This window comes from Romboutsia lituseburensis DSM 797 (assembly GCF_900103615.1).
In the GTDB taxonomy this organism is placed as follows: Bacteria; Bacillota; Clostridia; order Peptostreptococcales; family Peptostreptococcaceae; genus Romboutsia_F; species Romboutsia_F lituseburensis.
In genome coordinates this window covers 153029-179168 of sequence record NZ_FNGW01000006.1, presented here as the reverse complement: position 1 = coordinate 179168, position 26140 = coordinate 153029, and the positions used below count along the sequence as shown (strand labels likewise).

The 26140-nt window shown below is 28.5% G+C and carries 32 protein-coding genes; 7 read left to right on the top strand and 25 right to left on the bottom strand.

What is annotated here, in order from left to right; all coding sequences use genetic code 11:
* Positions 1 to 21: 21 nt before the first annotated feature.
* The 14 genes from BLP75_RS13040 to BLP75_RS12975 all read right to left on the bottom strand — a co-directional run bounded on the left by BLP75_RS13040 (position 22) and on the right by BLP75_RS12975 (position 11283).
* Positions 22 to 1686, bottom strand: coding sequence for an ABC1 kinase family protein (locus BLP75_RS13040; RefSeq protein ID WP_092726727.1), 1665 nt, complete (start codon positions 1684 to 1686; stop codon positions 22 to 24).
* 96 nt (positions 1687 to 1782) lie between these two features.
* Positions 1783 to 2283 (bottom strand): gamma carbonic anhydrase family protein, encoded by a 501-nt coding sequence (locus BLP75_RS13035; RefSeq protein WP_092726725.1) that lies wholly within the window; start codon positions 2281 to 2283, stop codon positions 1783 to 1785.
* Position 2284: 1 nt separating this feature from the next.
* Complete coding sequence (gene scfB, locus BLP75_RS13030) at positions 2285 to 3658, bottom strand: thioether cross-link-forming SCIFF peptide maturase (RefSeq protein WP_092726723.1); 1374 nt, start codon at positions 3656 to 3658, stop codon at positions 2285 to 2287.
* A 149-nt stretch (positions 3659 to 3807) separates the two neighbouring features.
* Positions 3808 to 4179 (bottom strand): hypothetical protein, encoded by a 372-nt coding sequence (locus tag BLP75_RS13025; protein WP_092726721.1) that lies wholly within the window; start codon positions 4177 to 4179, stop codon positions 3808 to 3810.
* Positions 4180 to 4416: 237 nt separating this feature from the next.
* Positions 4417 to 4560 (bottom strand): six-cysteine ranthipeptide SCIFF, encoded by a 144-nt coding sequence (gene scfA, locus BLP75_RS13020; RefSeq protein WP_092726719.1) that lies wholly within the window; start codon positions 4558 to 4560, stop codon positions 4417 to 4419.
* 65 nt (positions 4561 to 4625) lie between these two features.
* A complete protein-coding gene (locus BLP75_RS13015; protein ID WP_092726716.1) occupies positions 4626 to 4988 on the bottom strand; it encodes a TIGR04086 family membrane protein in 363 nt (120 codons plus the stop codon).
* A 58-nt stretch (positions 4989 to 5046) separates the two neighbouring features.
* Positions 5047 to 5334, bottom strand: coding sequence for a preprotein translocase subunit YajC (gene yajC / locus BLP75_RS13010; protein ID WP_092726715.1), 288 nt, complete (start codon positions 5332 to 5334; stop codon positions 5047 to 5049).
* A 219-nt stretch (positions 5335 to 5553) separates the two neighbouring features.
* Positions 5554 to 6675, bottom strand: a complete 1122-nt coding sequence (gene tgt / locus BLP75_RS13005) for a tRNA guanosine(34) transglycosylase Tgt (RefSeq protein WP_092726713.1) — start codon at positions 6673 to 6675, stop codon at positions 5554 to 5556.
* 16 nt (positions 6676 to 6691) lie between these two features.
* The gene (locus BLP75_RS13000; protein WP_242872434.1) at positions 6692 to 7198 is read right to left on the bottom strand and encodes a phosphate-starvation-inducible PsiE family protein; all 507 of its coding nucleotides are present in this window, start codon (positions 7196 to 7198) and stop codon (positions 6692 to 6694) included.
* Between the two features lie 9 nt (positions 7199 to 7207).
* A complete protein-coding gene (queA, locus tag BLP75_RS12995) occupies positions 7208 to 8233 on the bottom strand; it encodes a tRNA preQ1(34) S-adenosylmethionine ribosyltransferase-isomerase QueA (RefSeq protein ID WP_092726712.1) in 1026 nt (341 codons plus the stop codon).
* 149 nt (positions 8234 to 8382) lie between these two features.
* On the bottom strand, positions 8383 to 9399 hold the full coding sequence (gene ruvB, locus BLP75_RS12990; RefSeq protein ID WP_092726710.1) for a Holliday junction branch migration DNA helicase RuvB: 1017 nt from the start codon (positions 9397 to 9399) through the stop codon (positions 8383 to 8385).
* 35 nt (positions 9400 to 9434) lie between these two features.
* A complete protein-coding gene (ruvA, locus tag BLP75_RS12985) occupies positions 9435 to 10037 on the bottom strand; it encodes a Holliday junction branch migration protein RuvA (protein ID WP_092726708.1) in 603 nt (200 codons plus the stop codon).
* A complete protein-coding gene (gene ruvC / locus BLP75_RS12980; RefSeq protein ID WP_092726707.1) occupies positions 10030 to 10539 on the bottom strand; it encodes a crossover junction endodeoxyribonuclease RuvC in 510 nt (169 codons plus the stop codon). Before ruvC ends, ruvA begins: the two co-directional genes overlap by 8 nt.
* Positions 10540 to 10659: 120 nt before the next feature.
* Positions 10660 to 11283 carry a hypothetical protein gene (locus tag BLP75_RS12975; protein WP_092726706.1) on the bottom strand — a complete coding sequence of 208 codons (624 nt, stop codon included), beginning with the start codon at positions 11281 to 11283 and terminating at the stop codon, positions 10660 to 10662.
* Between the two features lie 157 nt (positions 11284 to 11440).
* Between BLP75_RS12975 and BLP75_RS12970 the strand changes: the two genes are divergently transcribed.
* Positions 11441 to 11761 (top strand): hypothetical protein, encoded by a 321-nt coding sequence (locus BLP75_RS12970; protein WP_092726704.1) that lies wholly within the window; start codon positions 11441 to 11443, stop codon positions 11759 to 11761.
* A 182-nt stretch (positions 11762 to 11943) separates the two neighbouring features.
* On the top strand, positions 11944 to 12267 hold the full coding sequence (locus BLP75_RS12965) for a DUF1540 domain-containing protein (RefSeq protein WP_092726703.1): 324 nt from the start codon (positions 11944 to 11946) through the stop codon (positions 12265 to 12267).
* Between the two features lie 85 nt (positions 12268 to 12352).
* On the opposite strand, the gene BLP75_RS12960 is transcribed toward BLP75_RS12965, so the two are convergent.
* From BLP75_RS12960 to nadE, 3 genes are all read right to left on the bottom strand, one after another.
* Entirely contained in the window at positions 12353 to 13498 is a 1146-nt protein-coding gene (locus tag BLP75_RS12960) for a ComEC/Rec2 family competence protein (RefSeq protein ID WP_242872433.1), read from the bottom strand.
* Positions 13499 to 13634: 136 nt separating this feature from the next.
* Positions 13635 to 14357, bottom strand: a complete 723-nt coding sequence (locus BLP75_RS12955) for a YebC/PmpR family DNA-binding transcriptional regulator (protein WP_092726701.1) — start codon at positions 14355 to 14357, stop codon at positions 13635 to 13637.
* Positions 14358 to 14497: 140 nt separating this feature from the next.
* Positions 14498 to 15253 (bottom strand): NAD(+) synthase, encoded by a 756-nt coding sequence (nadE, locus tag BLP75_RS12950; RefSeq protein ID WP_092726699.1) that lies wholly within the window; start codon positions 15251 to 15253, stop codon positions 14498 to 14500.
* Between the two features lie 239 nt (positions 15254 to 15492).
* Between nadE and BLP75_RS12945 the strand changes: the two genes are divergently transcribed.
* Positions 15493 to 15861, top strand: a complete 369-nt coding sequence (locus BLP75_RS12945; protein WP_170139190.1) for a sulfite exporter TauE/SafE family protein — start codon at positions 15493 to 15495, stop codon at positions 15859 to 15861.
* On the top strand, positions 15861 to 16238 hold the full coding sequence (locus BLP75_RS12940) for a sulfite exporter TauE/SafE family protein (protein WP_092726696.1): 378 nt from the start codon (positions 15861 to 15863) through the stop codon (positions 16236 to 16238). Before BLP75_RS12945 ends, BLP75_RS12940 begins: the two co-directional genes overlap by 1 nt.
* Positions 16239 to 16373: 135 nt before the next feature.
* Here the strand turns inward: BLP75_RS12940 and BLP75_RS12935 are convergent, their stop codons facing one another.
* The 4 genes from BLP75_RS12935 to hflX form a co-directional block, all read right to left on the bottom strand.
* Positions 16374 to 17018 carry a YigZ family protein gene (locus tag BLP75_RS12935; protein ID WP_092726694.1) on the bottom strand — a complete coding sequence of 215 codons (645 nt, stop codon included), beginning with the start codon at positions 17016 to 17018 and terminating at the stop codon, positions 16374 to 16376.
* Between the two features lie 171 nt (positions 17019 to 17189).
* Positions 17190 to 17627: an NUDIX domain-containing protein gene (locus BLP75_RS12930; RefSeq protein WP_092726693.1), complete on the bottom strand. Its 438-nt coding sequence runs from the start codon at positions 17625 to 17627 to the stop codon at positions 17190 to 17192.
* A gap of 117 nt (positions 17628 to 17744) precedes the next feature.
* On the bottom strand, positions 17745 to 18410 hold the full coding sequence (locus tag BLP75_RS12925; RefSeq protein WP_092726691.1) for a HEAT repeat domain-containing protein: 666 nt from the start codon (positions 18408 to 18410) through the stop codon (positions 17745 to 17747).
* An 8-nt stretch (positions 18411 to 18418) separates the two neighbouring features.
* On the bottom strand, positions 18419 to 19702 hold the full coding sequence (gene hflX, locus BLP75_RS12920; protein WP_092726689.1) for a GTPase HflX: 1284 nt from the start codon (positions 19700 to 19702) through the stop codon (positions 18419 to 18421).
* A 135-nt stretch (positions 19703 to 19837) separates the two neighbouring features.
* Between hflX and BLP75_RS12915 the strand changes: the two genes are divergently transcribed.
* On the top strand, positions 19838 to 20101 hold the full coding sequence (locus tag BLP75_RS12915; RefSeq protein ID WP_092726688.1) for a cysteine-rich small domain-containing protein: 264 nt from the start codon (positions 19838 to 19840) through the stop codon (positions 20099 to 20101).
* Positions 20102 to 20165: 64 nt separating this feature from the next.
* Here the strand turns inward: BLP75_RS12915 and BLP75_RS12910 are convergent, their stop codons facing one another.
* The 4 genes from BLP75_RS12910 to BLP75_RS12895 form a co-directional block, all read right to left on the bottom strand.
* Positions 20166 to 20801 (bottom strand): TIGR01906 family membrane protein, encoded by a 636-nt coding sequence (locus BLP75_RS12910; protein WP_092726686.1) that lies wholly within the window; start codon positions 20799 to 20801, stop codon positions 20166 to 20168.
* A 185-nt stretch (positions 20802 to 20986) separates the two neighbouring features.
* Positions 20987 to 22537: an ABC-F family ATP-binding cassette domain-containing protein gene (locus BLP75_RS12905; RefSeq protein ID WP_092726684.1), complete on the bottom strand. Its 1551-nt coding sequence runs from the start codon at positions 22535 to 22537 to the stop codon at positions 20987 to 20989.
* Between the two features lie 268 nt (positions 22538 to 22805).
* Complete coding sequence (locus BLP75_RS12900; RefSeq protein ID WP_092726682.1) at positions 22806 to 23513, bottom strand: zinc dependent phospholipase C family protein; 708 nt, start codon at positions 23511 to 23513, stop codon at positions 22806 to 22808.
* Between the two features lie 9 nt (positions 23514 to 23522).
* Positions 23523 to 24314 (bottom strand): N-acetylmuramoyl-L-alanine amidase family protein, encoded by a 792-nt coding sequence (locus BLP75_RS12895; RefSeq protein ID WP_092726681.1) that lies wholly within the window; start codon positions 24312 to 24314, stop codon positions 23523 to 23525.
* A gap of 144 nt (positions 24315 to 24458) precedes the next feature.
* Here BLP75_RS12895 and BLP75_RS12890 point away from each other — a divergent pair, with 144 nt between their 5' ends.
* Entirely contained in the window at positions 24459 to 24821 is a 363-nt protein-coding gene (locus BLP75_RS12890) for a hypothetical protein (RefSeq protein WP_092726680.1), read from the top strand.
* A 314-nt stretch (positions 24822 to 25135) separates the two neighbouring features.
* Positions 25136 to 26119 carry a SpoIVB peptidase S55 domain-containing protein gene (locus BLP75_RS12885; protein WP_092726677.1) on the top strand — a complete coding sequence of 328 codons (984 nt, stop codon included), beginning with the start codon at positions 25136 to 25138 and terminating at the stop codon, positions 26117 to 26119.
* Positions 26120 to 26140 lie beyond the last annotated feature (21 nt).

The following is a 26140-nucleotide window of genomic DNA, read 5'->3' as shown; positions in this document are numbered from 1 at the left end:
TAAATTTCAACCTTTTCACCTCTATTTCTTCCTATACTGCGATCTAAATATCTTAATCACTAACAATAGTCCTATTATAAAAGATATAAAGAACCCAGATAAAGCTGTAAGTCTTATCCAACTATTCCCATTTATATTTGGTGACGCTATTATTAACGATGAACCTACAACTATAGATGCTAATACCAAACTTAACGATATTTGAGTAGTTAAATCAGTTATTCTTCTTTCTAATGACTCAAATTTAACATCATCTATTTGAATTTTTATATTATTTTTTTCTATATTTCTAAGTATACCCCTCATTTGCTTTGGTAAAGTTTTAATATCTAAAATCATTTCTTCTGTAGCATGCTTTGTATTCATGAACACTCTTTGAGGATTAAATTTATTCACATAATAATATTTCATAAATTCTTTTCCTATTGATGAAACTGAAAAATCAGGATTTAATTCTCTGCCTGTTCCTTCTAAAGTTATTACAGTTTTAGCTAATGTTGCTAATTGAGAAGGAATTGATACTTTATACTTTCTAAAAAACCTAAATACTTCATTCATTATATCTCCAATACTAATTTTATCTATCGGAACATCATAATAATAATGCATTAGATATAATAAATCTTGTCTAAGTCCACTTATATCAATTTCGGTGTTTAACGCATCCATTTCCATTAAAATATAAATTACTCGATCTACATTTTTTTCTATAACAGCTATAGCTACTTCATTTAATAAATTTAAGGTTTTTTTATCTACTATACCTATCATACCAAAATCAATATATGAAATTGTATTTTCTCCTAATACAAATATATTACCTGGATGAGGATCTGCATGGAAAAATCCATGTTCGAAAATTTGTTTAAATAAAGACCTTACACCTATATCACTAATGTTTTTGGTATTCCATCCATTGCTTCTAATCTTCTTTATATCACTTAATTTAACTCCATTAATCTTTTCCATTACTAATACACGCTTAGTGCTATATTCACCGTATATTTCCGGAATGTATACTTCACTACTATCTCTAAATATTTTTCTAAATTTTATAGCATTTATAGCTTCAAAATTATAGTCCAGCTCCCTAAGTAATTGTGTTTGGAATTCTTCAACTATCTGTATTAAATCAACTTCTATATCTTTATTAAAATCTTTTAATGCTACTGCCATGGTCTTTAATATTTCTAAATCTGATTTTATTGTTTCTTCGATATTCGGTCTTTGAATTTTTACAATAACTGACTCACCAGTTTGCAACTTAGCTTCATATGCTTGTCCAATTGATGCTGCTGCTAAAGGCTTATCATTAAAATCTATAAATACTTTTTCTATATCTAATCCTACTTCATGTTTAAATATTTCTTTTGCTATATTTGTGTCATATGGCTCTACACTATCTCTAAGTTTACTTAATTCATCTATAATATCTTGATCTAATAAATCTTTTCTTGTGCTAAGAATTTGACCTAATTTTATATAAGTAGGTCCTAATTCTTCTATTGCTCTTCTTATCTTTTCACCTGTTGACATGTTCTTTATTTCATCAGATGGATTTGTTATTGGTATTCTATAAGCTACGCCCTCTATATTTAATTTTTCTACTATAAATGAAAATCCGTATTTTATTAATATATGAACTATCTCTTTATATCTTTTTAAGTTCTTGTAACTTACTCTCATTTTTATCAACTCCGCTTTATGTTATATAAATAAAATTTATAATTTTATATTATTTAAAAAAAGGGCAATATTAAGATTGCCCTTTTAATTTTACTACTATTTATGATTATTTGCAGTTTCTACATATTTTAAAGCAGAATTCACAAGATTTTCTTTTTCTTTTTCATTTAATTCTCTCACTACTTGAGCTGGAGATCCAAAAGCTAATACTCCTGATGGTATTTTTTTACCTGGAGGAACTAAACTTCCCGCACCAAGTAAAGTATATTCTCCTATTTCAGCTCCATCTAGTACTATCGATCCCATACCTATTAAAGTATTATCTCCTATTGTACATCCATGTATTAATGCTTTATGTCCAACAGTTACATTTTTTCCAACTACAGTAGGATGATCTTTACATATATGAATTACACTTCCATCTTGTATATTTGTATTTTCCCCTATTGTAACAGTATTTTCATCTGCTCTTATAACTACGTTGTACCATATATTTGCATTTTTTTCTATTGTAACTTTACCTACAACATCTGCACTTTCTGCTATAAACACAGATTCATCAATTTTTGGTTCTGTACCTTGATACCCTTTTATCATTTTATTCACCTTCTAATAATAATTTTGCCTGTATCATTATTGAACATTCTGTACGTTTCTTTTGCATTTCACAACCAAGTTCATATGGTTTCATTACATCACCATTAAAGTTAGTTGCATTTGCGTGACATCCACCTGAACAGTAGAATTTATTCCAACATTTTTTACAGTCTTCTTTACTGTACACGTGTGCATTTCTGAAGCTTTCTGTTAATTCTTCTGGGAATACTATCTCTTCATCTAATATGTTAGCCATTTTATATTCTTCATTTCCAACAAATTGATGACATGGATATATATCACCTTCTGGAGTTATTGATAAGTATTCATTACCTGCACCACATCCTGTTATTCTTTTTATTACACATGGACCTTGGTTTAAATCTATCATAAAGTGGAAGAACTTAAAGTCATCCCCTTTTACTTTCATGTCAGCATACTCAACAGCTAGCTTTTCATATTCTTCAAATACCCTAGGCATATCTTCTTCTCTAAGTGCATATGGATTAGATTCTTCACCTACAACTGGCTCTACTGAAGTAAGTTTAAATCCTTCATTTGCAAAGTGCATAACATCTTTAGAGAAATCTAGATTATCTCTTGTGAAAGTACCTCTTATGTAATAATACTTGTCCTCAGGTCTATTCTCTACTAGTTTTTTGAACTTAGGTAATATTATATCATGACTACCTTTATCATTTAATGTTGGTCTCATGTTATCATTTACTTCTTTTCTTCCATCTAAACTTAATACAACATTGTGCATATTCTCATTTATGTATTCTATCTTTTCATCATCTAATAATATTCCATTAGTTGTTATTGTAAATCTTATGTTCTTGTTATTTTCCTTTTCTACACTTCTTCCGTACTCAACTAATTGTTTAACAACATCAAAGTTCATTAAAGGCTCTCCACCAAAGAAATCTATTTCTAGGTTTCTTCTGTTTCCTGAGTTAGCTATTAAGTAGTCTATAGCTTTTTTACCAACCTCAAAGCTCATTAATTCTTTAGCTCCACCAAAATCTCCTTGGGCAGCAAAACAGTATTTACATTTTAAATTACAGTCATGAGCTACATGTAGACATAAAGCTTTTACAACCTTTTTTCTATCTACAAAGCTTGGATGAAACTGATAAGTATCTTCTGTATATAAAAGACCTTCATTTTCTAAAGTCTCTATTTCCTCATATGCTTCTATTATTTGTTCTTTTGAGTATTGTGCTCCTAGTGTATTTAATATTTCCTCTTTTGTGTTTTCTTTATAGTAATCTACTAAATTATAAGCTACTTCATCAACTACATGAACTGCCCCTCCATTTACATCTAGTACTATATTGTATCCGTTCATTGAAAACTTATGTATCATACTCATATATATGTCCTCCTAATATCAAATTGCTCCATCTATATTGACAATTTTCCCAAATTGTATTTTAACTCTATTCTTCATTATATAACTTTAATAAAGTATAGGCAAATAAAATTAAATAAGGTTGCCAATTAAGGCAACCTTATTTAATTTTATATAATTTTTTGTATTTCCTTCATTGGTATTTCTATTAATTTTTCTAAACCATTTATTTTTTCACCTGTAAATTCTAATAATGCATCTTTCTTTTCAATAATTAAATTGCCAACTTTATTAAAATCAACTTGTTCAAACATTTCTGTTACATTATTTCCTACTGAAGATACTGCTTCCCCTACTTTGTCCAATTTAACTGAACTTAATATATCTTTATTATCATCAACTAAGTTGCTAACATTTTGAACTTGTTCTCCTATAAATGAATTAGCATGTAGCATTTTATCTATTTTAAATTTTTCTATCACTATAAGCCCAGCTGATATTAATATAACTGAGCCAAGTATAGTTCCTAACTTAATTTTCATAATATCTCCTCCAAAGTGTTAATTTTATCTAGATTATATCATATTTTAAGATAATATACATGACGTTGAATATATTTAATATCTATATTTTATAATTAGTTCGTATAAACGCTAATATTATTATATTCTGAGTAACATACGAATTTATTAATGCTATAAACAAATAAACTTTTTTACTAAAAATAAAATAAGACCCCATAATTATGGAGTCTTACCTCATAGTGTATTAAAAATTTATTATCTTTCACACTCTTGGTTTGCAACTGTACAAGAAGTTTTACAAGCTGATTGGCAAGATGTTTGACATTCTCCACATCCACCTTTTGCAGCACTATTCTTTAAAGTAGCTTTAGATAAAGTTTTAATATGCTTTTTTTCCATTTCAACTACCTCCTACTTAAATTTTCCATATTGATTATATCACAAAAAATCAATATGGAAAACTTCTATTTAAAGTTTACACCTAAAACTCCGCCTATACCTCCTGATAGAGATACTAGTAATACTTTATATAGCATGTCAATTTCGAAAGCAAATTGATCTTTAGCTAAAAATACTATTAATATAAGACATACTATGTACATTAATCCAACTAACAGTCCGTATATAAGACCTTTTTCTTTTATATGTTTAGAGGCATAAAATCCTCCAAAAGCTGATGATATTGTTGTTATAAATGATGAAGCCATTGCAATGCTGCTTCCTGACACACTAGTAAATGTTAATATTAAGTTATAAATTAATAATGTTACTAAAGTTAATATGTATGCATATCCTAGTCCTTTTAGAATATGATTAGATTTTTCCATAAAAACACCTCCCCTTATACAATATATATTCAAGAGGAGGTATCTAAATTCCAAATTATTATTCTGATTTTTTCTTTGGTTCAACAGTACCTATAGCCCATTTTTCAAATGGAACTTTATTTCTGTTTGGACCTAATTCTAATACAACATGATCTTCTTCAACTTTTGCAACTGTAGCTATTATTCCACCTATAGTGCTAACTTTATCTCCAACTGCTAAAGTCTCTCTCATTTCTTTTAATTGCTTTTCTTTTTTCTTTTGAGGTCTTATTAATAAGAAGTAGAATACAGCAAATACTGCTACCCACATTAATATTCCCATTATCATCTGTTGAGTTGATCCCATGGTTTTCACTCCTTCAAATTATAGTTTATGTATTACACTACGATATAATCATTATATATTAAAACAATTATAATTAATAGTGTAAGTTGTCTAAATTATTCCTTTAATAAATATTATAAAGTTATTGATTGATTTATTCTATATATTTTAAAAAGGGACCTTAAATTAATTTATTTCTGTAATAAATTTTATTTTTATCAGCCCCTTTTATATTAAATATTACTTTGTGTATCCGTAAGCTTTGAAGAATTCTTCTTTAAAATCTAATAATCTATCTTCCATTATAGCTTCTCTTACTTGCTTCATTAAGTTTAATAAAAAGTGTAAGTTATGTGTAGTTATAAGTCTTGATGCTAATATTTCATTAGCTTTTACTAAGTGTCTTATATATGCTCTAGAGTAATTTCTACAACAGTAGCAATCACAATTTGGATCTAATGGTCCAAAATCTCTAGCATATGAAGCATTTCTAACTACAATTTTCCCAACGCTTGTCATAGCTGTACCATTTCTAGCTATACGAGTCGGAAGTACACAGTCAAACATATCTATTCCTCTTATAACACCTTCAAGTAAATCGTCAGGACTTCCTACTCCCATTAAGTATCTTGGCTTGTTTTCTGGCATTAAAGGCACTGTATAATCTAATACTTCATACATTAACTCCTTAGGTTCACCAACACTAAGTCCACCTACTGCATATCCAGGTAAATCTAGCTCTAAGATTTCTTTAGCTGATTGCTCTCTTAAGTCCTTGTACATACCACCTTGTATTATACCAAATAATGCTTGTTTTTCAGTGTTTGTATGTGCTTCTTTACATCTTTTTAACCATCTAGTAGTTCTTTCTAAAGAATTTTTAACATATTCTCTATCTGCAGGATATGGAGCACATTCATCAAATGCCATCATTATATCTGATCCTAAAGCATTTTGTATTTCCATAGCTTTTTCTGGACTTATAAAATGTTTAGATCCATCTATATGAGATCTAAAATGTACACCTTCTTCAGTTATTTTTCTAAGTGGCCCTAGACTGAATACTTGGAAACCTCCACTATCTGTAAGTATTGGTTTATCCCAGTTCATAAATTTATGAAGTCCACCAGCTTCTTTAACTAAATCATGTCCCGGTCTCATATATAAGTGATACGTATTACTTAATATTATTTGAGATCCTATTTCTTTAAGTTCTTCTGGAGTCATTGACTTTACTGTTGCTTGAGTCCCAACAGGCATAAATATAGGAGTTTCTATAACTCCATGTGGAGTGTGTAATCTACCTAGTCTAGCTCCACTTTGTTTACATGTTTTTATAAGTTCATATCTTATTGCACTCATGTTTTGTCTCCTTGTTTTAATGTTTTGATTTTTCTGCTTGTAATTTTTTCTCTCTACAAGCTTCACATTCTTCACAACTTTGTCCTTCTTCGCATTCTTCATAATGAATGCTTGTGACATTAATATTGCTATTATCGTTACTTACTAAATATTTTCGTATTGCAAATATTCCAGCTATTGCTATTACTCCAATTAAAACATCCGCCATACCTTCGCTTTTTGGAAGCAATAACATTTTTCTTGCTATGGCATATAATAAAACTTCTATTAATGCACCAGGAAGATGAAGAGATAGCATAACAACCAACTCTACACCTATTACTAGCAGTAGTATTTGACCTAATAGGTCATTAAGCTGACTATATTGTACTGGAGTCTGAAACTCTACTATATAGGCTTTCCATATCATTCTTAGGACATCGATAGTCCCTAAAAATACAGCAATTAAAACTACCATTGCTAAAATAGATTCAAATATATACGCTATTCTTAATGATAAATTATTTTTATCTAAATTTTTCATTATTTCCCCCTATTTTATAATCATAGCATCTCCAAAACTGAAAAATCTGTATCTTTCTTGTACTGCAATATCATATGCATTAAGTGTACTTTCTTTTGAGCAAAGAGCACTTACTAGCATTATTAATGTAGATTCAGGCAGATGGAAATTAGTTATAAGTTTATCTACTACTTTAAACTTATATCCTGGATAAATAAATATATTCGTCCAACCGCTACATTCATTTATAGATCCATCTTCATTACTTGCTGATTCTACTGTTCTACAACTAGTAGTACCTACGCATATAACTTTATTTCCATTAGCTTTCGCTTTATTTATTTTTTCACTTGCTTCTTTATCAACCACATAATACTCTGAATGCATCTCATGGTTTAAAACATCATCAACTTTAACAGGTCTAAAAGTACCTAAACCAACATGTAAAGTTACAAAGGCAATATCTACACCTTTTTCTTTTATTTGATTTAATAACTCTTCTGTAAAGTGTAGCCCTGCAGTTGGTGCCGCTGCTGAACCATTATGTTTAGAATATACAGTTTGATATCTTTCTCTTTCTTCTAATCTCTCTGTTATATATGGAGGTAGAGGCATATTTCCTAATTCATCTAAAACTTCTTCAAATATTCCTTCATAATGGAACTTGATTATTCTAGACCCTTCTTCTGCTAATCTAACTACTTCTCCTATAAGTTTTCCATTACCAAATGAAAACTTAGTTCCTATTTTAGCTCTTTTACCTGGCTTAACTAATGCTTGCCAAGTATCTTCTTCTGTTCTTTCTAATAGTAAAAATTCTATCTTACCTCCAGTATCTAGTTTCTCTCCGATCAATCTAGCTGGTATTACTCTAGTATTATTAAGAACTAAACAGTCTCCTGGATTTAAATAATTTATTACATCTTTAAAAATTTTATGCTCTATTTCTCCTGTTTTCTTATCTAGTACCATTAATTTAGAACTAGATCTATCTTTTATAGGAACTTGAGCAATTAATTCTTCTGGTAGGTCAAAGTAAAAGTCACTCGTCTTCAATTTTCAACTTCCTTTCCAAAATTTTATACAGTTACCATGATAACAAAAAATAAGTGTTTTTTCTATACAAATATGCTTATTTGCATACATAGTTAGAAACTCTTATTATTTGAATATTATACAAAACTTAACTTATCTATTTTATTTTATTACTTACTTGGATACGGTATATTTAAATGTTCATATGCTAATGGCATAGCAATTCTACCTCTAGGTCCTCTGTTTATAAATCCTAATTGTAATAAATATGGTTCATAAACATCTTCTATAGTATTTCTATCTTCACCTATTGAAGCCGCTAGAGTATCTAATCCAACAGGTCCACCTCTAAACTTTTCTATGATAGTCATTAATAACTTCTCATCTACATAGTCTAATCCTAAGTTATCTACGCCTAAAAGTTCTAAAGCCTTTTGTGCCACATCATCTGTTATATCTCCATCAGCTCTTACTTGTGCATAATCTCTAACTCTTTTTAATAATCTATTCGCTATTCTTGGTGTTCCTCTAGACCTTCTAGCAATCTCTGTAGCTCCGCCTACTTCTATGTTTGCTCCTAGTATCTCTGCAGATCTGATTACTATTTGAGCTAGTTCATCAACTGTATAATAATCTAGCTTGCAAATTACTCCAAATCTATCTCTTAATGGATTTGTAAGCATACCAGCTCTAGTTGTTGCACCTATTAATGTAAACTTAGGTAAGTCTAATCTTATACTTCTTGCTGAAGGTCCTTTACCTATTATTATATCCAAACAAAAATCTTCCATAGCTGGATATAAAACTTCTTCTACACTTCTATTTATACGATGTATTTCATCTATAAATAAAACATCATTTTCATTTAAATTGGTAAGTATTGCAGCCAGATCGCCTGCCCTCTCAATAGCAGGTCCTGAAGTAATTCTTAAATTAACACCCATTTCATTAGCTATTATATTTGATAATGTTGTTTTACCAAGTCCTGGAGGACCGTATAAAAGGACATGATCTAACTGTTCATTTCTTGATTTTGCTGCTTCGATAAATATTTTTAATTGTTCTTTAGCTTTTTCTTGTCCTAAATAATCATCTAGTGATTTAGGTCTTAGACTATTTTCTATATCAACATCTTCGTTTTTCATTGTAGATGTAATTATTCTATTTTCATCTTCAAAATCGAACATTTATGTTCCCCCTTCTATAAGTTTGTATTATTAATTTACCTTAAAGATTTACTCATTATATATGTTAAAGATTTCTTTATTATATCTTCTGTGTTTAATCCATCTTTTTTGCACTTATCTACTGCCTCTTTAGCTTCTTGTGAAGAATAACCAAGTGCTAATAAAGCATCTACTGCTTCATCTTTTGACACAGCTATAGGCGCCTGTGTAAGCAGTGTAGGTTCAAATTCAATATTATTTTTATCTACTTTATCTTTTAATTCTAATACTATTCTTTCTGCTGTTTTTTTACCTACACCAGGTGCTTTAGATAGCTTAACAATATCTTCACTTAATATGTAAGCACCTAACTGACCCGGAGTACCAAATGATAAAATTCCTAAGCCTACCTTAGGACCTATTTTTGAAACAGAAGTTAGTAGCTCAAACATTTGCATTTCTTCTTTTGTAGAAAATCCACAAAGGCTCATATCATCTTCTCTAACAATTAACTTAGTATATATTTTTGCCATCTTTCCCATTTGTAAATCTTTAATTGTATTTGATGATGCATTTATTTTATATCCTATATCATTATTTTCTATTACTATACTATCTAAATATATTTCTTCAATAGTTCCTTTTATATAACTATACATATTTACCCCCTATGTTTTTCAGAGTTTTCTCTAATTTATTAGCATGAGCATGACATATAGCTACAGCTAGTGCATCTGCTACGTCATCTGGTTTTGGTACTTGCTTTAAATTTAAAAATGATGTTACCATTTGTTGTACTTGAGCTTTTTGAGCTCTACCATAACCTACAACACCCTGCTTTACTTGAAGTGGAGTATATTCATAAACAGGCTTATCATTATGTGCACATGCAAGCATTGTAACTCCTCTAGCTTGAGCTACTGTTATTGCTGTTTTTACATTTTTATTAAAGAACAGCTCTTCTATTCCGACTTCATCTACATTATATTTTTTTATTATAAGATCAATGCCTTTATAAACAAGTTCTAAGCGTTTTAAAATATCCATACCTGCAGGTGTTGTAACTGCACCATAGTCTATTACTCTAAACTTAGAATTTTTATACTCTATTATCCCAAACCCAACTATAGCTATCCCTGGGTCTATGCCTAATATTATCAATTTTGTATTCCTCCTGCTAAAACTTTACCGTTCATATAAAACTTATGTTCTAATCTATTATATCACAAGTTTTTATATACAACAAAAAACAACCTCATCTAAGGGGTTGTTTTAATGTTATTAACTTCCAAACTCTTCTAATCTTGTATATGCTTCATCTTCTGAGTTTAGTATTATTCCTTTTTTAATCTCATCTTGAACTTTCTTAGGTAAAGCCCCTATACTTATATCAGTTTTTTCTACAAGTTCTTTTTTACCTTCTTTATCATATTTATACAATACTATAAATTCATCTTCTGTCTCTAAAGTATATTTGTTAAACTTAGCTGGATCTACTTTAGTATCTGCATCACCTGTTGACCCTACCTCAGACAATATAATTTCATATTTACTTAAACTTTCTACATGTCTTTCTGGATATTTTTCTTTCAAGTAGTCTCTTATTTCTGTTTCACTTTTATTAAGTAACGCTTTATCTATAGTGCCTATCATAATAGGTGCTGTATCTGAATCACTTCCATCTGTACTTTTTTTATGTACCCAAACTTCACAATCCTTACTTAATTGGAATACTTCTTTATTTTCTTTTTCTACAGTTTTTTCAATTTTCTTCTCAGCATTAGCAGTTTTATTTCCTGTATCTCTAGTTTTCACTCCTAAGTAGATTCCACCACTTAAAACAACAACCCCTAGCAATATTAATGCTGGCGCTTTCCAATTAAATGGATCTTTTCTTTCAAACATAAAAATACCTCCTTCTACATAGACTTTTATCCTTGATAAATTTTTCATAAAATTTAGGAATTTTTTAGTAGTTTTTATATTTGGATTTTTATCCCATTTTGCAAATTTTATACATATTATATGTTATCATTTAAATTTTTTATTTGGAGGTGATGTAATGAGTGCATATGTTAGATTACTATCTGATAGACTTGACTTCTTAGAGTTTAAACAAAATATACTCCTTTTAAAACAACCTCAACATAAAGCCTCTGTTTTTCATGAATTAAAATTAGAAGATTTTTTAAAAATTAGAGACTTCTCTGCTGAAATTGAAGAAAAAATTTTATCAGGAAGCAGAATAACTATATCTGATTATGAGAAGGAACTTTTTATAATTTGGCCACCAATAAAGATGTATCCTTCAGCTTCTACTCTAGTCGCTAAAGCATTGATGAGTGAGGATAACTTCAGTACTTTATTTAAATATTTCAATTGATTAATCGTATGCATTTATACTTTAAATCCACTGAGAGAATTTATTCTCTCAGTTCTTATTTGTACACCTTTTTTGTGCACCATTTAATTCATACTTAATTTTTTATAGTAAATTTTGATATAAATTTTATATTTTGGGAGATACTCATTAAAGAACAAGATATTTGTTAGGAGGTATTTTTTATGTCAAATATAAACTGTAATGTAATGAATTGTGCTCATAATGATAGTGGGGTTTGTTACGCAAATAAAATTTCTATAAATGGTAAAAAATCTCGTACTAGTACTCATACTTGTTGTGGGTCATTTTTAGATGCTGCTAATTATAGCAATCTAACTAATAATACAGAAGGAAATGGACCTTGTTCATTTGTTGGCTGTAATGTTAAAACTTGTACTCATAATGCTGGTACTGTATGTGCACTTAACAATATTGCTGTAACTTCTAGCGCTCCAAAAGCTAATTTATATTCAGAAACATATTGTTCTAGTTTTAAGTGTAAATAATTTATCAATTACATATGTTTAATATTTAATAATGTAATAAAGAGCACCAAGTATTATACTTGATGCTCTTTCTAATGTTTAATATTTAATAACAAATACTACAAGCAGTCCTTTTGCTTTCTTCTATAGTACCTGCAATTGGATTTTTCATGCCTGAACAAGTTGGATCGCTATGATACTTTTTACCTTTAGCACTCCAATATACTTTATCGGCATTAACTATATCTTTTATTTTTTTATTTTCACTTTCTATCTTTTCTTCACTAACACTTGGAGATACATTTGTTTCTTGAGTTATAACTTTTTCTTTGTTATAAGTAGTATTTTTATTATATTTAGAGTTCTTCCCTGAATTGTAACTACCTTTTTTACAGTCTACTTTTAGTCCATTTCCTGTTGAAATAACTATTATATCCTTACATTCATCACTTCTATGGACTTCTATAGATTTCTCTTTTAATAAATCCATTGTTTCTTTATGTGGATGTCCATATTTATTATCTTCTCCAACCAATATAACTGCATATTCTGGATTTGTTTTTTCTATAAATTCTCTAGTTGAACTACTATGAGACCCATGATGACCTATTTTTATTAAATCAACATCTCCTGGATTTAAATTTTTCTCAATATCAGCCTCTGCATCACCCATTAACAGTATTTTATCGTTGCCATTTGTATATGATAAAACTATAGAATTATTATTTGGATCATCTGTATTAGCTACAGACAACACCTTAAATTTTGAATCTCCTAGTTTGAATTCACTATTTAATAATGGAACACTCGGCGATAAACCTTTATCAGCGGCAGATTCTATAAAATCTCTATAGCTTTTAGTATCTGCATCTCCATTACTTACATATAAATGATTAACTTTTATAGCATCTACTACCGCATCTAATCCACCTATATGGTCTGCATGTGGATGTGTTGCAAATACATATTCTAGTTCCTTTACGCCTTGATCTTTTAGGTAATTTACTACTCTCTTTTCATCATCATTGTCTCCACCATCTATAAGTGCAGCTTTACCATCTTTAATAATCAAAATAGCATCTGAGTTACCAGTATCTATAAAGTGTATTTGTGAATCATCACTTTTATTTATTGATACATTACTATTTGATAAGTTACTTGAATTATCATCTACAGATTCACATCCAATCTGTAAATAACCAAGTACTATTATCATCATTATACATAATATATTTTTTAATTTATTGTTCATAATTTTTTTATAAAGGGTCGTTTCCTCTTTAATGTCCTTTCTGATTAATTTATTATATTTACTTATTTTTGTATAAAAAAATACTGCCTAAAACATAAATCTTAAGACTTATATTTAAAGGCAGTATTTGAGTAAATTATTCGTTTATTTCCCAGTTATGGAAGATATTTTGAACATCATCATCATCTTCAAGCATATCTACTAATTTATTCATATTCTTTAATTGAGCTTCATCAGTTAATTCTGCAGTTGTCTGAGGAATTAATTTTACATCCGCAGATATAAACTCATATCCTTTAGCTTGTAATGCATCTCTAACTGCACTAAAATCTTCTGGTGTAGTTACTACTTCATATCCATCTTCTTCAGTTATGAAATCTTCAGCTCCAGCTTCTAAAGCTACGTCCATTAATTCTTCTTCTGAAACTTCGTCATTAGCCTCTATTAATATTTGTCCTTTATTATCGAACATGAATGATACACATCCACTAGTACCTAGATTACCACCATTTTTATCGAAATAGTATCTTACATTTCCAGCAGTTCTGTTTTTGTTATCAGTTAAAGTTTCAACTATAACTGCAACTCCTCCTGGTCCATATCCTTCATAAACTATAGTTTCGTAATTTTCATTAGCTCCAGCTCCAGCACCTTTTGCTATAGCTCTGTCTATGTTGTCATTTGGCATATTGTCAGCTTTAGCTTTTTCTATTGCTGTCTTTAAGTTTGCATTGTAATCTGGGTTTCCTCCACCCTCTTTAGCTGCAACTGCTATTGCTCTAGCATGTTTAGTAAATATTTTTGCTCTTTTTGCGTCTTGTTTACCTTTTTTATTGATTATATTTCCTATACGTCCCATAATTCCACTCCTTAATACGTATAATTAGTATATATATTACTTGAGGGTAAATATTTAAAGTATGTACCCATTTGTTTAGTATATATTTAGTAATTTTATTATCACTCGTAAATTTTAGCACAAATAATTAAATTAGTAAATTAGAACTTAGGTGGTTTTGGAGCTATATGTCTTTTATGTTCACTTATTCTGTGTAATCTTTCTATAATTTCCTTATCTTTTTGAGGTACTTCGTCTAATCTTCCTTCAACTACCGCATCTATCATATCATAAGTTGTACCCATTTCTATTTCATCAGTTTGACCTTCCCAAAGTCCTGCTGACGGAGATTTATTTATAACATCTTCGTGCACCCCTAATGCCTTTGCCCATTCATATACGTCTCTCTTTGTAAGATTAGCTAGAGGTACTAAATCAACTCCTCCATCTCCATATTTAGTAAAGTATCCTGTATGTATTTCAGCTGCATTATCTGTTCCAACTACTAAGTACCCTAAATTATTAGCTACAGTATATACAGTGCTCATTCTAACTCTAGCTCTTAAATTTGCATCTGTCATTCTTAAATATTCTTCTTTATGTAAATTCTTTTCTTTTAATTTTTCTGTTACTGTATTTAGTATTAAGTTTTGAGGCTCTGTCAAATCTAAATCTAAGTATTCTATATTACATCCATTTATAACTTTTAAAGCGTCTTCTCTATCACTTGGATTACTTTTTATACTCATTATCACTCCCATAGAATTTTCAGGAAATGCTTTTTTTATAAGATAAGCAACTACTGCTGAATCTATACCTCCAGATACACCTACTACTAACCCCTTGCAGTTTGCTTCTTTAACTTTTTCTCTTAGCCATTCAACTGTCTTATCTATTTTTATATTTATATCTGTCATATTTTACTCCTCTCTCATTTTTACATTTTTTGTATAAATGTATTATATCATATAATTTTATACTTCTATAATCTAGGTTTATTTTACCTTAATTTTAAGTATTTACTCTTTATTTATACAACGTATTATAAACTATTTTTATATAAATTTTATTTAATGTTAAGGTAAAAATAATAATATTTGGTTTTATAAATATAATTTGCTATTTAGGTAAAAAATATAATGAGTAGGTGATTAATGTGAAAAATAATAAATTTGGATTTAGCTTTAAAAACTCCTTAATCGGCTTATTTACAGGCTTTATTAATGGTGTATTTGGTTCTGGAGGGGGAACTCTTCTAGTTCCAATTTTAAATAATATTGTAAAAGTAGAAGAACATAAATCTCATGCTACTGCTCTAGCTATAATCTTATTTTTAACAGGTGCAAGCTCTGCAGTATATATTTCTAAAGGTACTTATGATATAGGACTTACATTTAAGGTAGCTATTGGAAGCATCATTGGTGGTGTTATCGGAGCTAAAATTTTATGTAAAGTTACTGGTAAATTTTTAAGAATATCTTTTGGATCAATTATGATTATTGCTGCGCTAAGGATGGTGTTTTAATGTTATTTGCAATAATTGGTTTTTTCGCTGGTATAATTGGTGGTATGGGAATGGGAGGCGGAACTATTTTAATTCCAGCTTTAATTTTATTGGCAGGAATTGATCCTAGGATAGCTCAAAGTGTTAACTTACTATCCTCTATCCCAATGACTATAATAGCCCTTTTTATACATATAAAAAATAAAAACGTAGTTTTAAAACTAGTAATCCCAATAGCATTATTTGGAGTCTTAGGTGCTGTTTGTGGCTCATTTGTCGCTAACTACATATCTCCACAAATTTTAAAAAGAGTATTTGGGTTATTCTTATTGATAGTTGGCTCTATAGAAATAAAAAAAGGGGTTAGTGTGCCTAAAAATAAAAATTGCCCTAAATAAATTTGTTCTTACAGAAAATTCACTTTGCTCATAACGTTAAAGATTTCATCCGTCACTAAAAAAATGGTTAGCTAAATTTTTAGCTAACCATTTTAAATAAAAACTAAGTTTTTATCTTCATAAATTATAGCATACTTAAAGAATTATTTGACCATCTTGTTCCGATAAATAAAATTCTTCACCCAAAACTATTTCTGCTGTAGCACTTGTTATATCTACCATTCTTGATGTTAAAGAATCAACTTCACTAATTCTTGAATATACTATCATTTCTACATTATCTTCATAAATAGTATCTTTCACAAAATACCCCATATTCATTATTTCATTTTGAATTTTTCCAAGTTGATTATAATCTATCTTTATTTTAACCTCTTGATACATTACTTTCTCAATTATTTTAGCTACTTCTAATCCTACTTTTGCACCTTTAGTATATGCCCTAACTAATCCCCCTGCGCCTAATTTTATACCTCCAAAGTATCTAGTCACGACAACTACTACATCTCTTAAATCTTCTTTTTTTATTACTTCTAATGTAGGTATTCCAGCTGTTCCTTGTGGTTCTCCATCATCACTATATCTTTGTATATTCATGTTTTTTCCAACTGTATAAGCCCATACATTATGAGTTGCATCTTTGTGTTTTTTCTTTATTTCATTTACAAACTCCACTGCTTCTTCTTCTGTTTTTATAGGTTTTGCATAACCGATAAATGTTGATTTTTCTATTATAATTTCATCCGAACCAAAATCATGTAGTGTCTTATATGTACTCATTTTTTCCTCCTAGTATTTCTCTTTAGCTTGTTTCTATAATTTATGTTTAATTTGATTTAGTTATTTTATTAAATGTATTTATATAATTTATATACTTTATTATATCCAATATAACTATATAAATCAAAAAGAAAGGGCTAAGCCCTTTCCTATTCTTCTTCTATTAATTTTTTATACAGTCGCATTACCTTCAACTATTTGCTTTTTTAAGTCTTTATATTTTTTATATGATATATCTACTAACGACTTTTCTTTGCTATGAGTCAGCATATCTAATGCTTCTTTCACTTTATAGAATCCACCATCAGTAAGGTCATCATTTAGAATATATTCTGTAGTTTCGGTCTCCATAATATACCACATTACAGCATTGCATATTTCTTTTTGTCTACTTCTTGAGAAAAATTCATACATAGTATCACCAGCTGTTTCTATAACAGTAGCATCTACTCCTGCTTCTTCCTTAACTCTTAAAACTGCACTTTCATGCTGAAACTCATCTTCATTAATCTTACCTTTAGGAAGTGTCCATTCACCTCTATCATTTTTAACTATAAGCACTTTATTTGCATAAAATACTACTCCACCTGCACAACGTCTTACTATCATATCAAATTCCCTCCTAGTAACTAAATTCTTTTTTTTATGTTAACTTCTGGAGATAAACCATAGGTAAAAGTTTATTTTGTTAATTATATGTTATCTATAAAACCTTTATGTTAAATTTTAATTCTTTGATTTTTCTAAAATATCAATAGCTTCTTCATAAGCTCTTAATACATAATCTTTTTCAAATTGTTTCTTACTTTTTAACTGTCTTAACATCTTTAAACTATTAGTATTACCTATTTTCGCAAGAGCCTTAGCACAATATTGCCTAGTCTGTGCATTGGTGTCATAAAGTCCTCGTTGTAGATATTCTCTACTTTTAGGTGATTCAATCTTTCTTAGTGCTGAATAAGTGATTCTTCTTACATCTGAGTGTCTATGCCCTGTTAATGGATGTAGTAGTTGTAAAAATCTATCATCCTTAAGTTCACCAGTGGCCCAGATTAAAATCATTAAATCCTCAGCATTTCTTTCGGTAAGTATTCTTTTATAAAGTTTCCTCTTAAAATCCACCACTCTTTCTGCATTTAAACTATTCATAAAATCTAGTCTTTCTGATTTATTAAGACCTAAGAATTTATCAATAGTATCTTTAGAAAGCTCAACTTTATCTTTAAGCATAGCTTTGATTTCAAGTTTAGCTTTGATTAGTTGGTCATTGATTTCTGAAGTTGACAAATTTCTAATTTTACTAATTTGAGATACTGTTTTTGATTCTTTATATAGAAGATAGGTTATGTAATAATCTTCTAAGTTGTCTATATTATCCCAACTTATATTCATATTATTACCTACTTTTCTAATATATAGTCTTTATATATATTATAATCTTCTTCCATTAAATTTACATCAAGTGTTATTCCATTTTCCCCATATTCAAAGTTTTCAACATTATACTTTTCTTTCATTTTGCTGAATATATCACCTTTGTCATATGGTAGTAATAAAGTTACATTATACGTATTTTCCATTAATGCATCTTCTATAATACCTAGTAATTTATCCATATTTATGCCTTTTTTAGCTGATACATAAATTACATCATCATGATTTTTAGGATATATATCTAACTCTAGTCTGTCTATTTTATTGTAAACAAGTATTGTTGGTTTAGCATCTGCACCTAACTCTTTTAATACACTTTCAGTAGTCTTTTTTTGTAATTCATAACTAGAATTTGTAGCATCAATTACATGCAGTATTAAATCTGCATATTGTACTTCTTCTAATGTAGCTTTAAATGCTTCTACTAAATCATGGGGAAGTTTACTTACAAATCCAACAGTATCTACTACTAAGAATTCTTTTTTACTTGGTAAAAGAGCTTTTCTTAGAGTTACATCTAATGTTGCAAAAAGCATATCTTTTGCTAATACTTCTTTGTCTTGTTCATAATCTTTGTGTGTTTTTATCAGTTCATTTAATAAGGTAGATTTTCCTGCATTTGTATATCCTACTAATGCAACTATTGGTATATTTGATTTTAGACGCTGAGCCCTTTGAGTTTCTCTAGTCTTTTTAACCTCTCTAAGTTCGCGTCTAATATCTGCCGCTTTATTAAGTATATTTCTTTTATCTAATTCAAGCTTTTGTTCTCCTGGACCTCTAGCACCTATACCAGCACCAGTTTTACTAAGCTCTCCACCCATTCCTGTAAGTCTAGGTAATCTATATTTTAATTGAGCTAGCTCAACTTGAAGCTTTCCTTCTTTACTAAGAGCTCTCTGAGCAAATATATCTAGTATTAATGTTGTTCTATCTATAACTTTAATACCCACTACTTGTTCTATATTTCTTATATGTGCTCCTGATAATTCATCATTAAAAACTACCATTGTAGCTTCTAATGATTCACAATATGCTTTTATTTCTTCAACTTTTCCTTTTCCTACGTAAAATGCAGCATCTCTACTTTGTTTATTTTGAATTAAACTTCCTACAACTTCAGCTCCTGCTGCTTTTGCTAATTCTTTAAGTTCTTCCATTGACTCATTTATGTCTATATCATCAATTTTTCTTGCTGTAGAAGTTATATTAAGTCCTACAAGCAACGCTTTTTCTCTTTTTTCTTCCATCTTAACACCTCATTTTAATACTTATGTAAAATTTTTGTGTACTTTTTATACCTTTGTCACTATTTTTTTTATTATACCATTAATGTAAATATTTAGTATAATTATATTAGTTCTATAAAATTAGGAGGTTTTAATATGAGTGAAAATTATAAGTTTTTCAACCATAAAAATTGTGAGTACTTCCCTTGTCATAAAACTAATAAACCAGAAGAATTTAACTGTTTATTTTGCTATTGTCCATTATATGCTTTAGGTAAAAACTGCGGCGGAAATTTTAAATATAGTGAAAATGGTATTAAGGATTGTTCTAATTGTTTATTACCTCATAATAAAAACAACTATGACTATATTATGAGTAAATTCCAAGATATTATTAAAATAACTTCTAAGGAAGATTAAGGTATCATAATTTTTTAGTAGACTGTTATTTTAATATTGAGTTAGAATCAAAAAGGAGAGCATATTACTGCACTCCTTTTTTTCTTAATAATCTATATATAATATAAATTAGCATGCTAGATAAAAATATAAGAGCTAACATCATAAGACCAGCATGAAAGAAAAATGCTTCTGGCAGCATAGTTATTACAGGATCTATTTTAGGATTAAAAATCCAATAGTCATTGTCAAACATTAATTTATGAAACATTGTAAAACTATATTCAAAATTTATTATGATTGGTATTGATAGTATCACTGGTATACTAATTAATGAAATTGATGTTATCTTTAAAAAAGAAAGATTTTTATTTTTTATATTTATAATTATGCCAACTAATGAAATCACTAACGTTATATTAAAAATTTTATTTATATTTTGAAATATATCTCTTACTTCTTCAAAATGTATTTTTCCTTGTGGTGAGGATGGTATCGTAGGCATTTTAAATTCTTTCTTATCTTTACTTAAATTATAGTCTATTAAATAATCATAATTCAATCTAATTTCTTCTTCAGTTAAACCACTTAATTTTGGTATATCTAAGTTGGATATATCATAGTAATAAATTTCTTTAAAACCCACAGTAAATTTTATTACCCCAGTTATTATTAATATGCTAAAGCATACCGAAAATATTATATTTAAAATTTTTTTCATATGTTAAATACCCCTAAATTATAATTTTGAACTTAAGTACTTTTATATTTACCATTTATTTATTTTTTATATTATACGTAATATATTTTTTATTTTATAGTAATCTCTATTAATTACTTAATAACCTAGATATAATTAATCTCCCTGAAAACATTAGATTTACAGGGAGATTAAAATTTATAAATTTATACTATTTTAGTAGTGAAATCTTCTATATTCCATACATCATCAACTATATCCATATAGAATTCAGGCTCATGGCATACTAATAAAACAGTTCCCTTGAATTCTCTTATAGCTTTCTTTAATTCATCCTTTGCTTCTACGTCTAAATGGTTTGTAGGCTCATCTAGAACTAGTAAGTTTATATTTTTTAGCATTATCTTGCATATTCTAACTTTAGCAGCTTCTCCACCACTTAAAACTCTCATCTGACTTGTTATATGTTCATTTGTTAATCCACACTTAGCAAGATTCTGTCTTACTTCAAAATTACTAAGTCCAGGGAATTCTGACCAAATTTCATCCATAGGAGTATTGTAATTGTCTCTTGAACTTTCTTGTTCAAAATAACCTACATCTAAATAATCTCCTAATTTAACATTTCCTTCAAAAGGTTTTGTTATTCCTAATAAAGTTTTAAGTAATGTTGATTTACCTATACCATTCATACCTTTTAATGCTATCTTTTGGTTTCTTTCTAATATGAAATTAAGTGGTTTAGTTAATGCTTCATCATATCCTAAAACTAAGTTTTCAGTTTCGAATACAAATCTACTTGATGCTCTAGATTCCTTAAATCCAAATGTAGGCTTTATTTTTTCCTTTGGTCTTTCTAAAATTTCCATTTTATCTAATATCTTTTGTCTACTGTTTGCCATACCACGAGTAGCAACTCTTGCTTTATTTCTAGCAACAAAGTCTTCTAATTTTTTTCTTTCTTCAACCTGTTTTTCATATGCATTTTCTTCTTGACGTTTTTTTATCTCATCAAGTCTAACAAACTCATCATAGTTACCTTTATATCTATTTAACTCTCCATTTTCCATATGATATATTACATTACATGTATCATTTATGAAAGGTATATCATGAGATACTAATATAAAGCTATTTTCATATTCTTGAAGATATCTTGTTAACCAAACTATATGTTCTTCATCTAAGTAGTTTGTAGGCTCGTCTAATATTAATATAGTAGGATTTTCAAGTAATAACTTTGTTAGAAGTACTTTTGTTCTTTGACCCCCACTTAGGTCAGTAACATCTTTATCTAATCCTATTTCACCTAAACCTAGCCCATTAGCAACTTCTTGTATTTTAGCATCTATCATATAGAAACCACTATTTTCTAAAATAGTTTGTATTTCCGCTGTCTCTTCTAGAAGCTTTGTCATTTCTTCATCACTAGCTTCTCCCATTTTATCATACATACCGATCATTTCTTGTTCTAAGTCAAACATATTTTTAAATGCATCTCTTAGTATATCCCTTATACTTTTACCTTTTGTTAATACTGTATGCTGATCTAAGTAACCTACAGTCGCCCTAGATGACCACTTTATATCACCTGCATCTGGCATAAGTTTTTTAGTTATTATATTTAAAAAAGTCGATTTCCCTTCTCCATTAGCTCCAACTAGTGCTATATGTTCACCTTTTCTAAGTCTAAATGAAACATTTTCTAGTATAGTTCTTGCTCCGAAACCATGACTTACATTTTCAACTACTAGCATTTTTCCACCTCTTTATTATTTTTTGTCTACATATTCTATACTATAATATATTCTTTTTTGACTTAAATCAAGTATTCTACCTAATAAACACATAGTTAATGCTATAAGATTTTCATATTTGTTGAATGACTTTATTAATCATTGAAATTTTATACTTTCTAATGTTTATTGCATAAAAATAGAATTAAACAAAACTATGTATATTTTAACACCTTATCTGTCTAATCCTATTCATACTTTTATAAATCTATATCGTGATATATTAATTTTACATGTATATTAAGTCTTTAAAAAACATAATCATACATCCAGCTGTAGATTTTTGAGATAACGTCAATGATTTAACAGCTGTCAAATAAAACTTTGTATTTATATCATTTATATTCTTATACATATAATCTATATTTAGAGCATGCATAGAATTGTGATCTGCATATTCCTCTATGCTATCCAATATTAATGGAATATCACTTGATTTAAATCGTTTTATTTTTTTATAATTTTCTTTTACATATACCTCAAATTGTCTATGGTTATCTAATAATCTTCCTTTAGCATGTTGAGGTATAGTTAAATCCTGTATTATATGACATGCAGCTCCAAAGAAAAACATACTTTTAGAAAAATTATCTTCTTTAAAGTACTTTAAGGCTTTGTTATAATAATTAACTGCTACTGTCATAGCATTTTCCTCATAACCATATTTACCTTTTCCTTCTATAGGATTATAAAAATGATGATATGATTTAAAATCTTGATCTGCCCAAACTAGACCTTGATTCATTTGTGTTAAATATTCTTTAAAGAATCTATATTCATTTTTATATCCAGAATTTTTCAACATATCCAAAGCATTATTTTGTATAAATAAATGAACTTCACAAGTAGTATTTATTATGCTTTTTTTAATTGGATTTACTACCTTAAAAGTTCCTCTTAAGGCTGATGCATATGCATTTTCTATTTTTTTCTTCATCGTAATCACCTAATTTTTTTGTCTTAAATATTCTTCAACTCCATCTGCAACACTTTGCATTAACTTTCTTTGATAGTCTGGATTAGACATCATCTGGTCTTCATTATAATTACTTAAAAATCCCATTTCAACTAAAACAACAGGTACTTCAGACCAGTTAAATCCTGTTAAATCATTACGTTCAAATATTCCATTTACATTAATTCCTGCATTAGTCATTTGATTTTTTACTAATTTGGCACATTGACTACTAGAGTCATATATATTAGATGTATATTTGCTTTCTTTAGCTGGTATCAATATCGATGCTCCCGTTTTACCTGAGTTATCTAAACTGTCTGCATGAATTCTTATAACCATATCAGCTTTTTTATCATTAGCTAATCTTGCTCTTTCTGCATTACTTATATTAACATCATGAGTTTCTCTCGTCATCATGACATTATAACCCTTACCTTCTAGTATATGTTTTAATACTGTAGATGCTTCTAAATTTAATACATATTCTGGTTTTTTTGTTGCAATCCCTGTTGCTCCTGATGATACCCTTGCCTTAGTTTGAGATGATCCTGGAGCTACAGGTTCTGGGTTAGGATCTCCCTTTTCTTGGTGACCCGGATCTATATATATTAGAAAATTTTTTTCATTTGTTTTATTGTCCTGTTTTTTGTCATCTTTTTGCTGTATACCTTTACTAATTAAATTTGTACTTTTATAAAGATTACTAATTGGATTTGATGTTCCTATAATAATGATACCTATAGCAATTATCGTAGTTACCAATAATCTATATTTTTTCATATTGTATACCCCTTTCATACATAAATTAATAAAAAATAAATACTTATAGTATTATTTCCAATATTTATATTTTTATTTAATTTTATTCTTTAGTTTTTATTTAATAAGTAATACATATATATTTATATAGGGGGTATTGTATATATGGGTTGCGATAATAATAATACAAATTCAAAAAAACAGCCAGTTTTATGTAAATTTGGTTATGTAGATTATATAGTTCTTGCTTCAACTATAGCTATAGCTTTAGCAGAGGATTTTGATAATACTGATTTAAATATATTGGCTACTTTTTTTGCTGTATTGTCAGATGAATTAGCATTAATAGCTTCTGTACAACAATGTCCTTCTTCTGAAGATGGTGATACAAGTGAGGAAGTTTTCGTTCCACCGGTTCCTGATGTAGCTGTAACTTCATCTAGATCTAAAACAAATTTTAAAAATAATAATCCTAAAAAAAGAACTGTAATCAAAAAAATTAAAAGAAAAAAAATCAAAAAAAAATAAACACTTAGTTATCATAATTATTAAGTGTTTTACTTTTATTATTTATTTTTACATAGCTTCCATTTTAATTTTTATTTCTTCATAAATATCTAATCATTATATATATCATTTATACATATATGAACTTTATTAATAATTTTTATAGTATTGTTTATACTAATCAATCATTTTATTGATAATTAATTGATTAATTGTTTATTTTTGAAATCTACGGTTTTATTGTTTCTGTTTTCCAAGAATCAAAAACCTATTCTTGTACAACATAATATTAAGCACCAAAACTTATCAAGTATTTGACAGAAAGAAGGTGTTTTATGGGTACAAGAATTTCGACCTCTAAAAAACAAAATTTAATAAAGTTAAAAATTATCTTTATTGCTTCTTTTTTATTATATTTTTTCTCTAGCAGCTTAATTTATGCACAATCTAATTCAGATTCAGATTATTTAATTCCAATTGGTAACATAGTGCAAATTGATGCTGAATTAAAAAATGTGATAGTTAGAAATTACGTTGAAGGATCTCCTTTTACATTAGGTGATGCTATCATAGCAATTAACAAAACTCCTATAAGCGATTATAGTGACTTTTCAAAATTGTTGTCTAGCATATCTCCTTCAGATAAGGTTTCTGTTTTGGTAGGAAGAGGAACTCATAACTTTACCTTAGAAACTACTAAGTCTGAGTTAGAAAAAGTAAACATAAATGGTTTACTTTCAGGTTTTGCTACTTTAACTTATATTAATCCTAATGATAATACTTTTGGAGCTGTTGCTCACCCTATTAGTGTAGGTACTTCTCGAAAAGTTGATATAAGATTAGGTAATATATCTACAACTTCAGACTTACTTATACAAAAATCAGTTAAAGGTAGTGTTGGTTCAATTAGTGCTAAAAGAAAAGATACTATAGGTCAATTTACTACAAATACTGATTTTGGTATTAAAGGTGATATAGTAGGCTTTGATACATCTAATTTAAAATCATATAAAGTTGCCTCTTTAGATGAAATTCAATTAGGCAAAGCTCAAGTTATATTACAAACAACTTCTAATGGTTGTCAAAAATTTGATATACAAATAATAGATATACAAAAACAAAGATCACCACAATCAAAAACATTAAAGTTCAAAATAGTTGATAAAGATTTATTAGCTCAAACTGGAGGAGTTGTCCAAGGAATGAGTGGTACTCCTATAGTTCAAGGTGATAAAATAATTGGTGCTATATCTCATGCAGTTGAAAATGATCCAAGTTTTGGATATGCAGTTTTTATTCAGTGGATGACTGATAAATAATTTTAACATTTAGGGAGTAGG

Bases quoted from the DNA above. Each gene is read 5' to 3' on its own strand.
- BLP75_RS13040 (WP_092726727.1), bottom strand. From the start codon at position 1,686: ATGAGAGTAAGTTACAAGAACTTAAAAAGATATAAAGAGATAGTTCAT.
- BLP75_RS13035 (WP_092726725.1), bottom strand. From the start codon at position 2,283: ATGATAAAAGGGTATCAAGGTACAGAACCAAAAATTGATGAATCTGTG.
- scfB (WP_092726723.1), bottom strand. From the start codon at position 3,658: ATGAGTATGATACATAAGTTTTCAATGAACGGATACAATATAGTACTA.
- BLP75_RS13025 (WP_092726721.1), bottom strand. From the start codon at position 4,179: ATGAAAATTAAGTTAGGAACTATACTTGGCTCAGTTATATTAATATCA.
- scfA (WP_092726719.1), bottom strand. From the start codon at position 4,560: ATGGAAAAAAAGCATATTAAAACTTTATCTAAAGCTACTTTAAAGAAT.
- BLP75_RS13015 (WP_092726716.1), bottom strand. From the start codon at position 4,988: ATGGAAAAATCTAATCATATTCTAAAAGGACTAGGATATGCATACATA.
- yajC (WP_092726715.1), bottom strand. From the start codon at position 5,334: ATGGGATCAACTCAACAGATGATAATGGGAATATTAATGTGGGTAGCA.
- tgt (WP_092726713.1), bottom strand. From the start codon at position 6,675: ATGAGTGCAATAAGATATGAACTTATAAAAACATGTAAACAAAGTGGA.
- BLP75_RS13000 (WP_242872434.1), bottom strand. From the start codon at position 7,198: ATGAAAAATTTAGATAAAAATAATTTATCATTAAGAATAGCGTATATA.
- ruvB (WP_092726710.1), bottom strand. From the start codon at position 9,399: ATGTTCGATTTTGAAGATGAAAATAGAATAATTACATCTACAATGAAA.
- ruvA (WP_092726708.1), bottom strand. From the start codon at position 10,037: ATGTATAGTTATATAAAAGGAACTATTGAAGAAATATATTTAGATAGT.
- BLP75_RS12975 (WP_092726706.1), bottom strand. From the start codon at position 11,283: ATGTTTGAAAGAAAAGATCCATTTAATTGGAAAGCGCCAGCATTAATA.
- BLP75_RS12970 (WP_092726704.1), top strand. From the start codon at position 11,441: ATGAGTGCATATGTTAGATTACTATCTGATAGACTTGACTTCTTAGAG.
- BLP75_RS12965 (WP_092726703.1), top strand. From the start codon at position 11,944: ATGTCAAATATAAACTGTAATGTAATGAATTGTGCTCATAATGATAGT.
- BLP75_RS12960 (WP_242872433.1), bottom strand. From the start codon at position 13,498: ATGAACAATAAATTAAAAAATATATTATGTATAATGATGATAATAGTA.
- BLP75_RS12955 (WP_092726701.1), bottom strand. From the start codon at position 14,357: ATGGGACGTATAGGAAATATAATCAATAAAAAAGGTAAACAAGACGCA.
- nadE (WP_092726699.1), bottom strand. From the start codon at position 15,253: ATGACAGATATAAATATAAAAATAGATAAGACAGTTGAATGGCTAAGA.
- BLP75_RS12940 (WP_092726696.1), top strand. From the start codon at position 15,861: ATGTTATTTGCAATAATTGGTTTTTTCGCTGGTATAATTGGTGGTATG.
- BLP75_RS12935 (WP_092726694.1), bottom strand. From the start codon at position 17,018: ATGAGTACATATAAGACACTACATGATTTTGGTTCGGATGAAATTATA.
- BLP75_RS12930 (WP_092726693.1), bottom strand. From the start codon at position 17,627: ATGATAGTAAGACGTTGTGCAGGTGGAGTAGTATTTTATGCAAATAAA.
- BLP75_RS12925 (WP_092726691.1), bottom strand. From the start codon at position 18,410: ATGAATATAAGTTGGGATAATATAGACAACTTAGAAGATTATTACATA.
- hflX (WP_092726689.1), bottom strand. From the start codon at position 19,702: ATGGAAGAAAAAAGAGAAAAAGCGTTGCTTGTAGGACTTAATATAACT.
- BLP75_RS12915 (WP_092726688.1), top strand. From the start codon at position 19,838: ATGAGTGAAAATTATAAGTTTTTCAACCATAAAAATTGTGAGTACTTC.
- BLP75_RS12910 (WP_092726686.1), bottom strand. From the start codon at position 20,801: ATGAAAAAAATTTTAAATATAATATTTTCGGTATGCTTTAGCATATTA.
- BLP75_RS12905 (WP_092726684.1), bottom strand. From the start codon at position 22,537: ATGCTAGTAGTTGAAAATGTAAGTCATGGTTTCGGAGCAAGAACTATA.
- BLP75_RS12900 (WP_092726682.1), bottom strand. From the start codon at position 23,513: ATGAAGAAAAAAATAGAAAATGCATATGCATCAGCCTTAAGAGGAACT.
- BLP75_RS12895 (WP_092726681.1), bottom strand. From the start codon at position 24,314: ATGAAAAAATATAGATTATTGGTAACTACGATAATTGCTATAGGTATC.
- BLP75_RS12890 (WP_092726680.1), top strand. From the start codon at position 24,459: ATGGGTTGCGATAATAATAATACAAATTCAAAAAAACAGCCAGTTTTA.
- BLP75_RS12885 (WP_092726677.1), top strand. From the start codon at position 25,136: ATGGGTACAAGAATTTCGACCTCTAAAAAACAAAATTTAATAAAGTTA.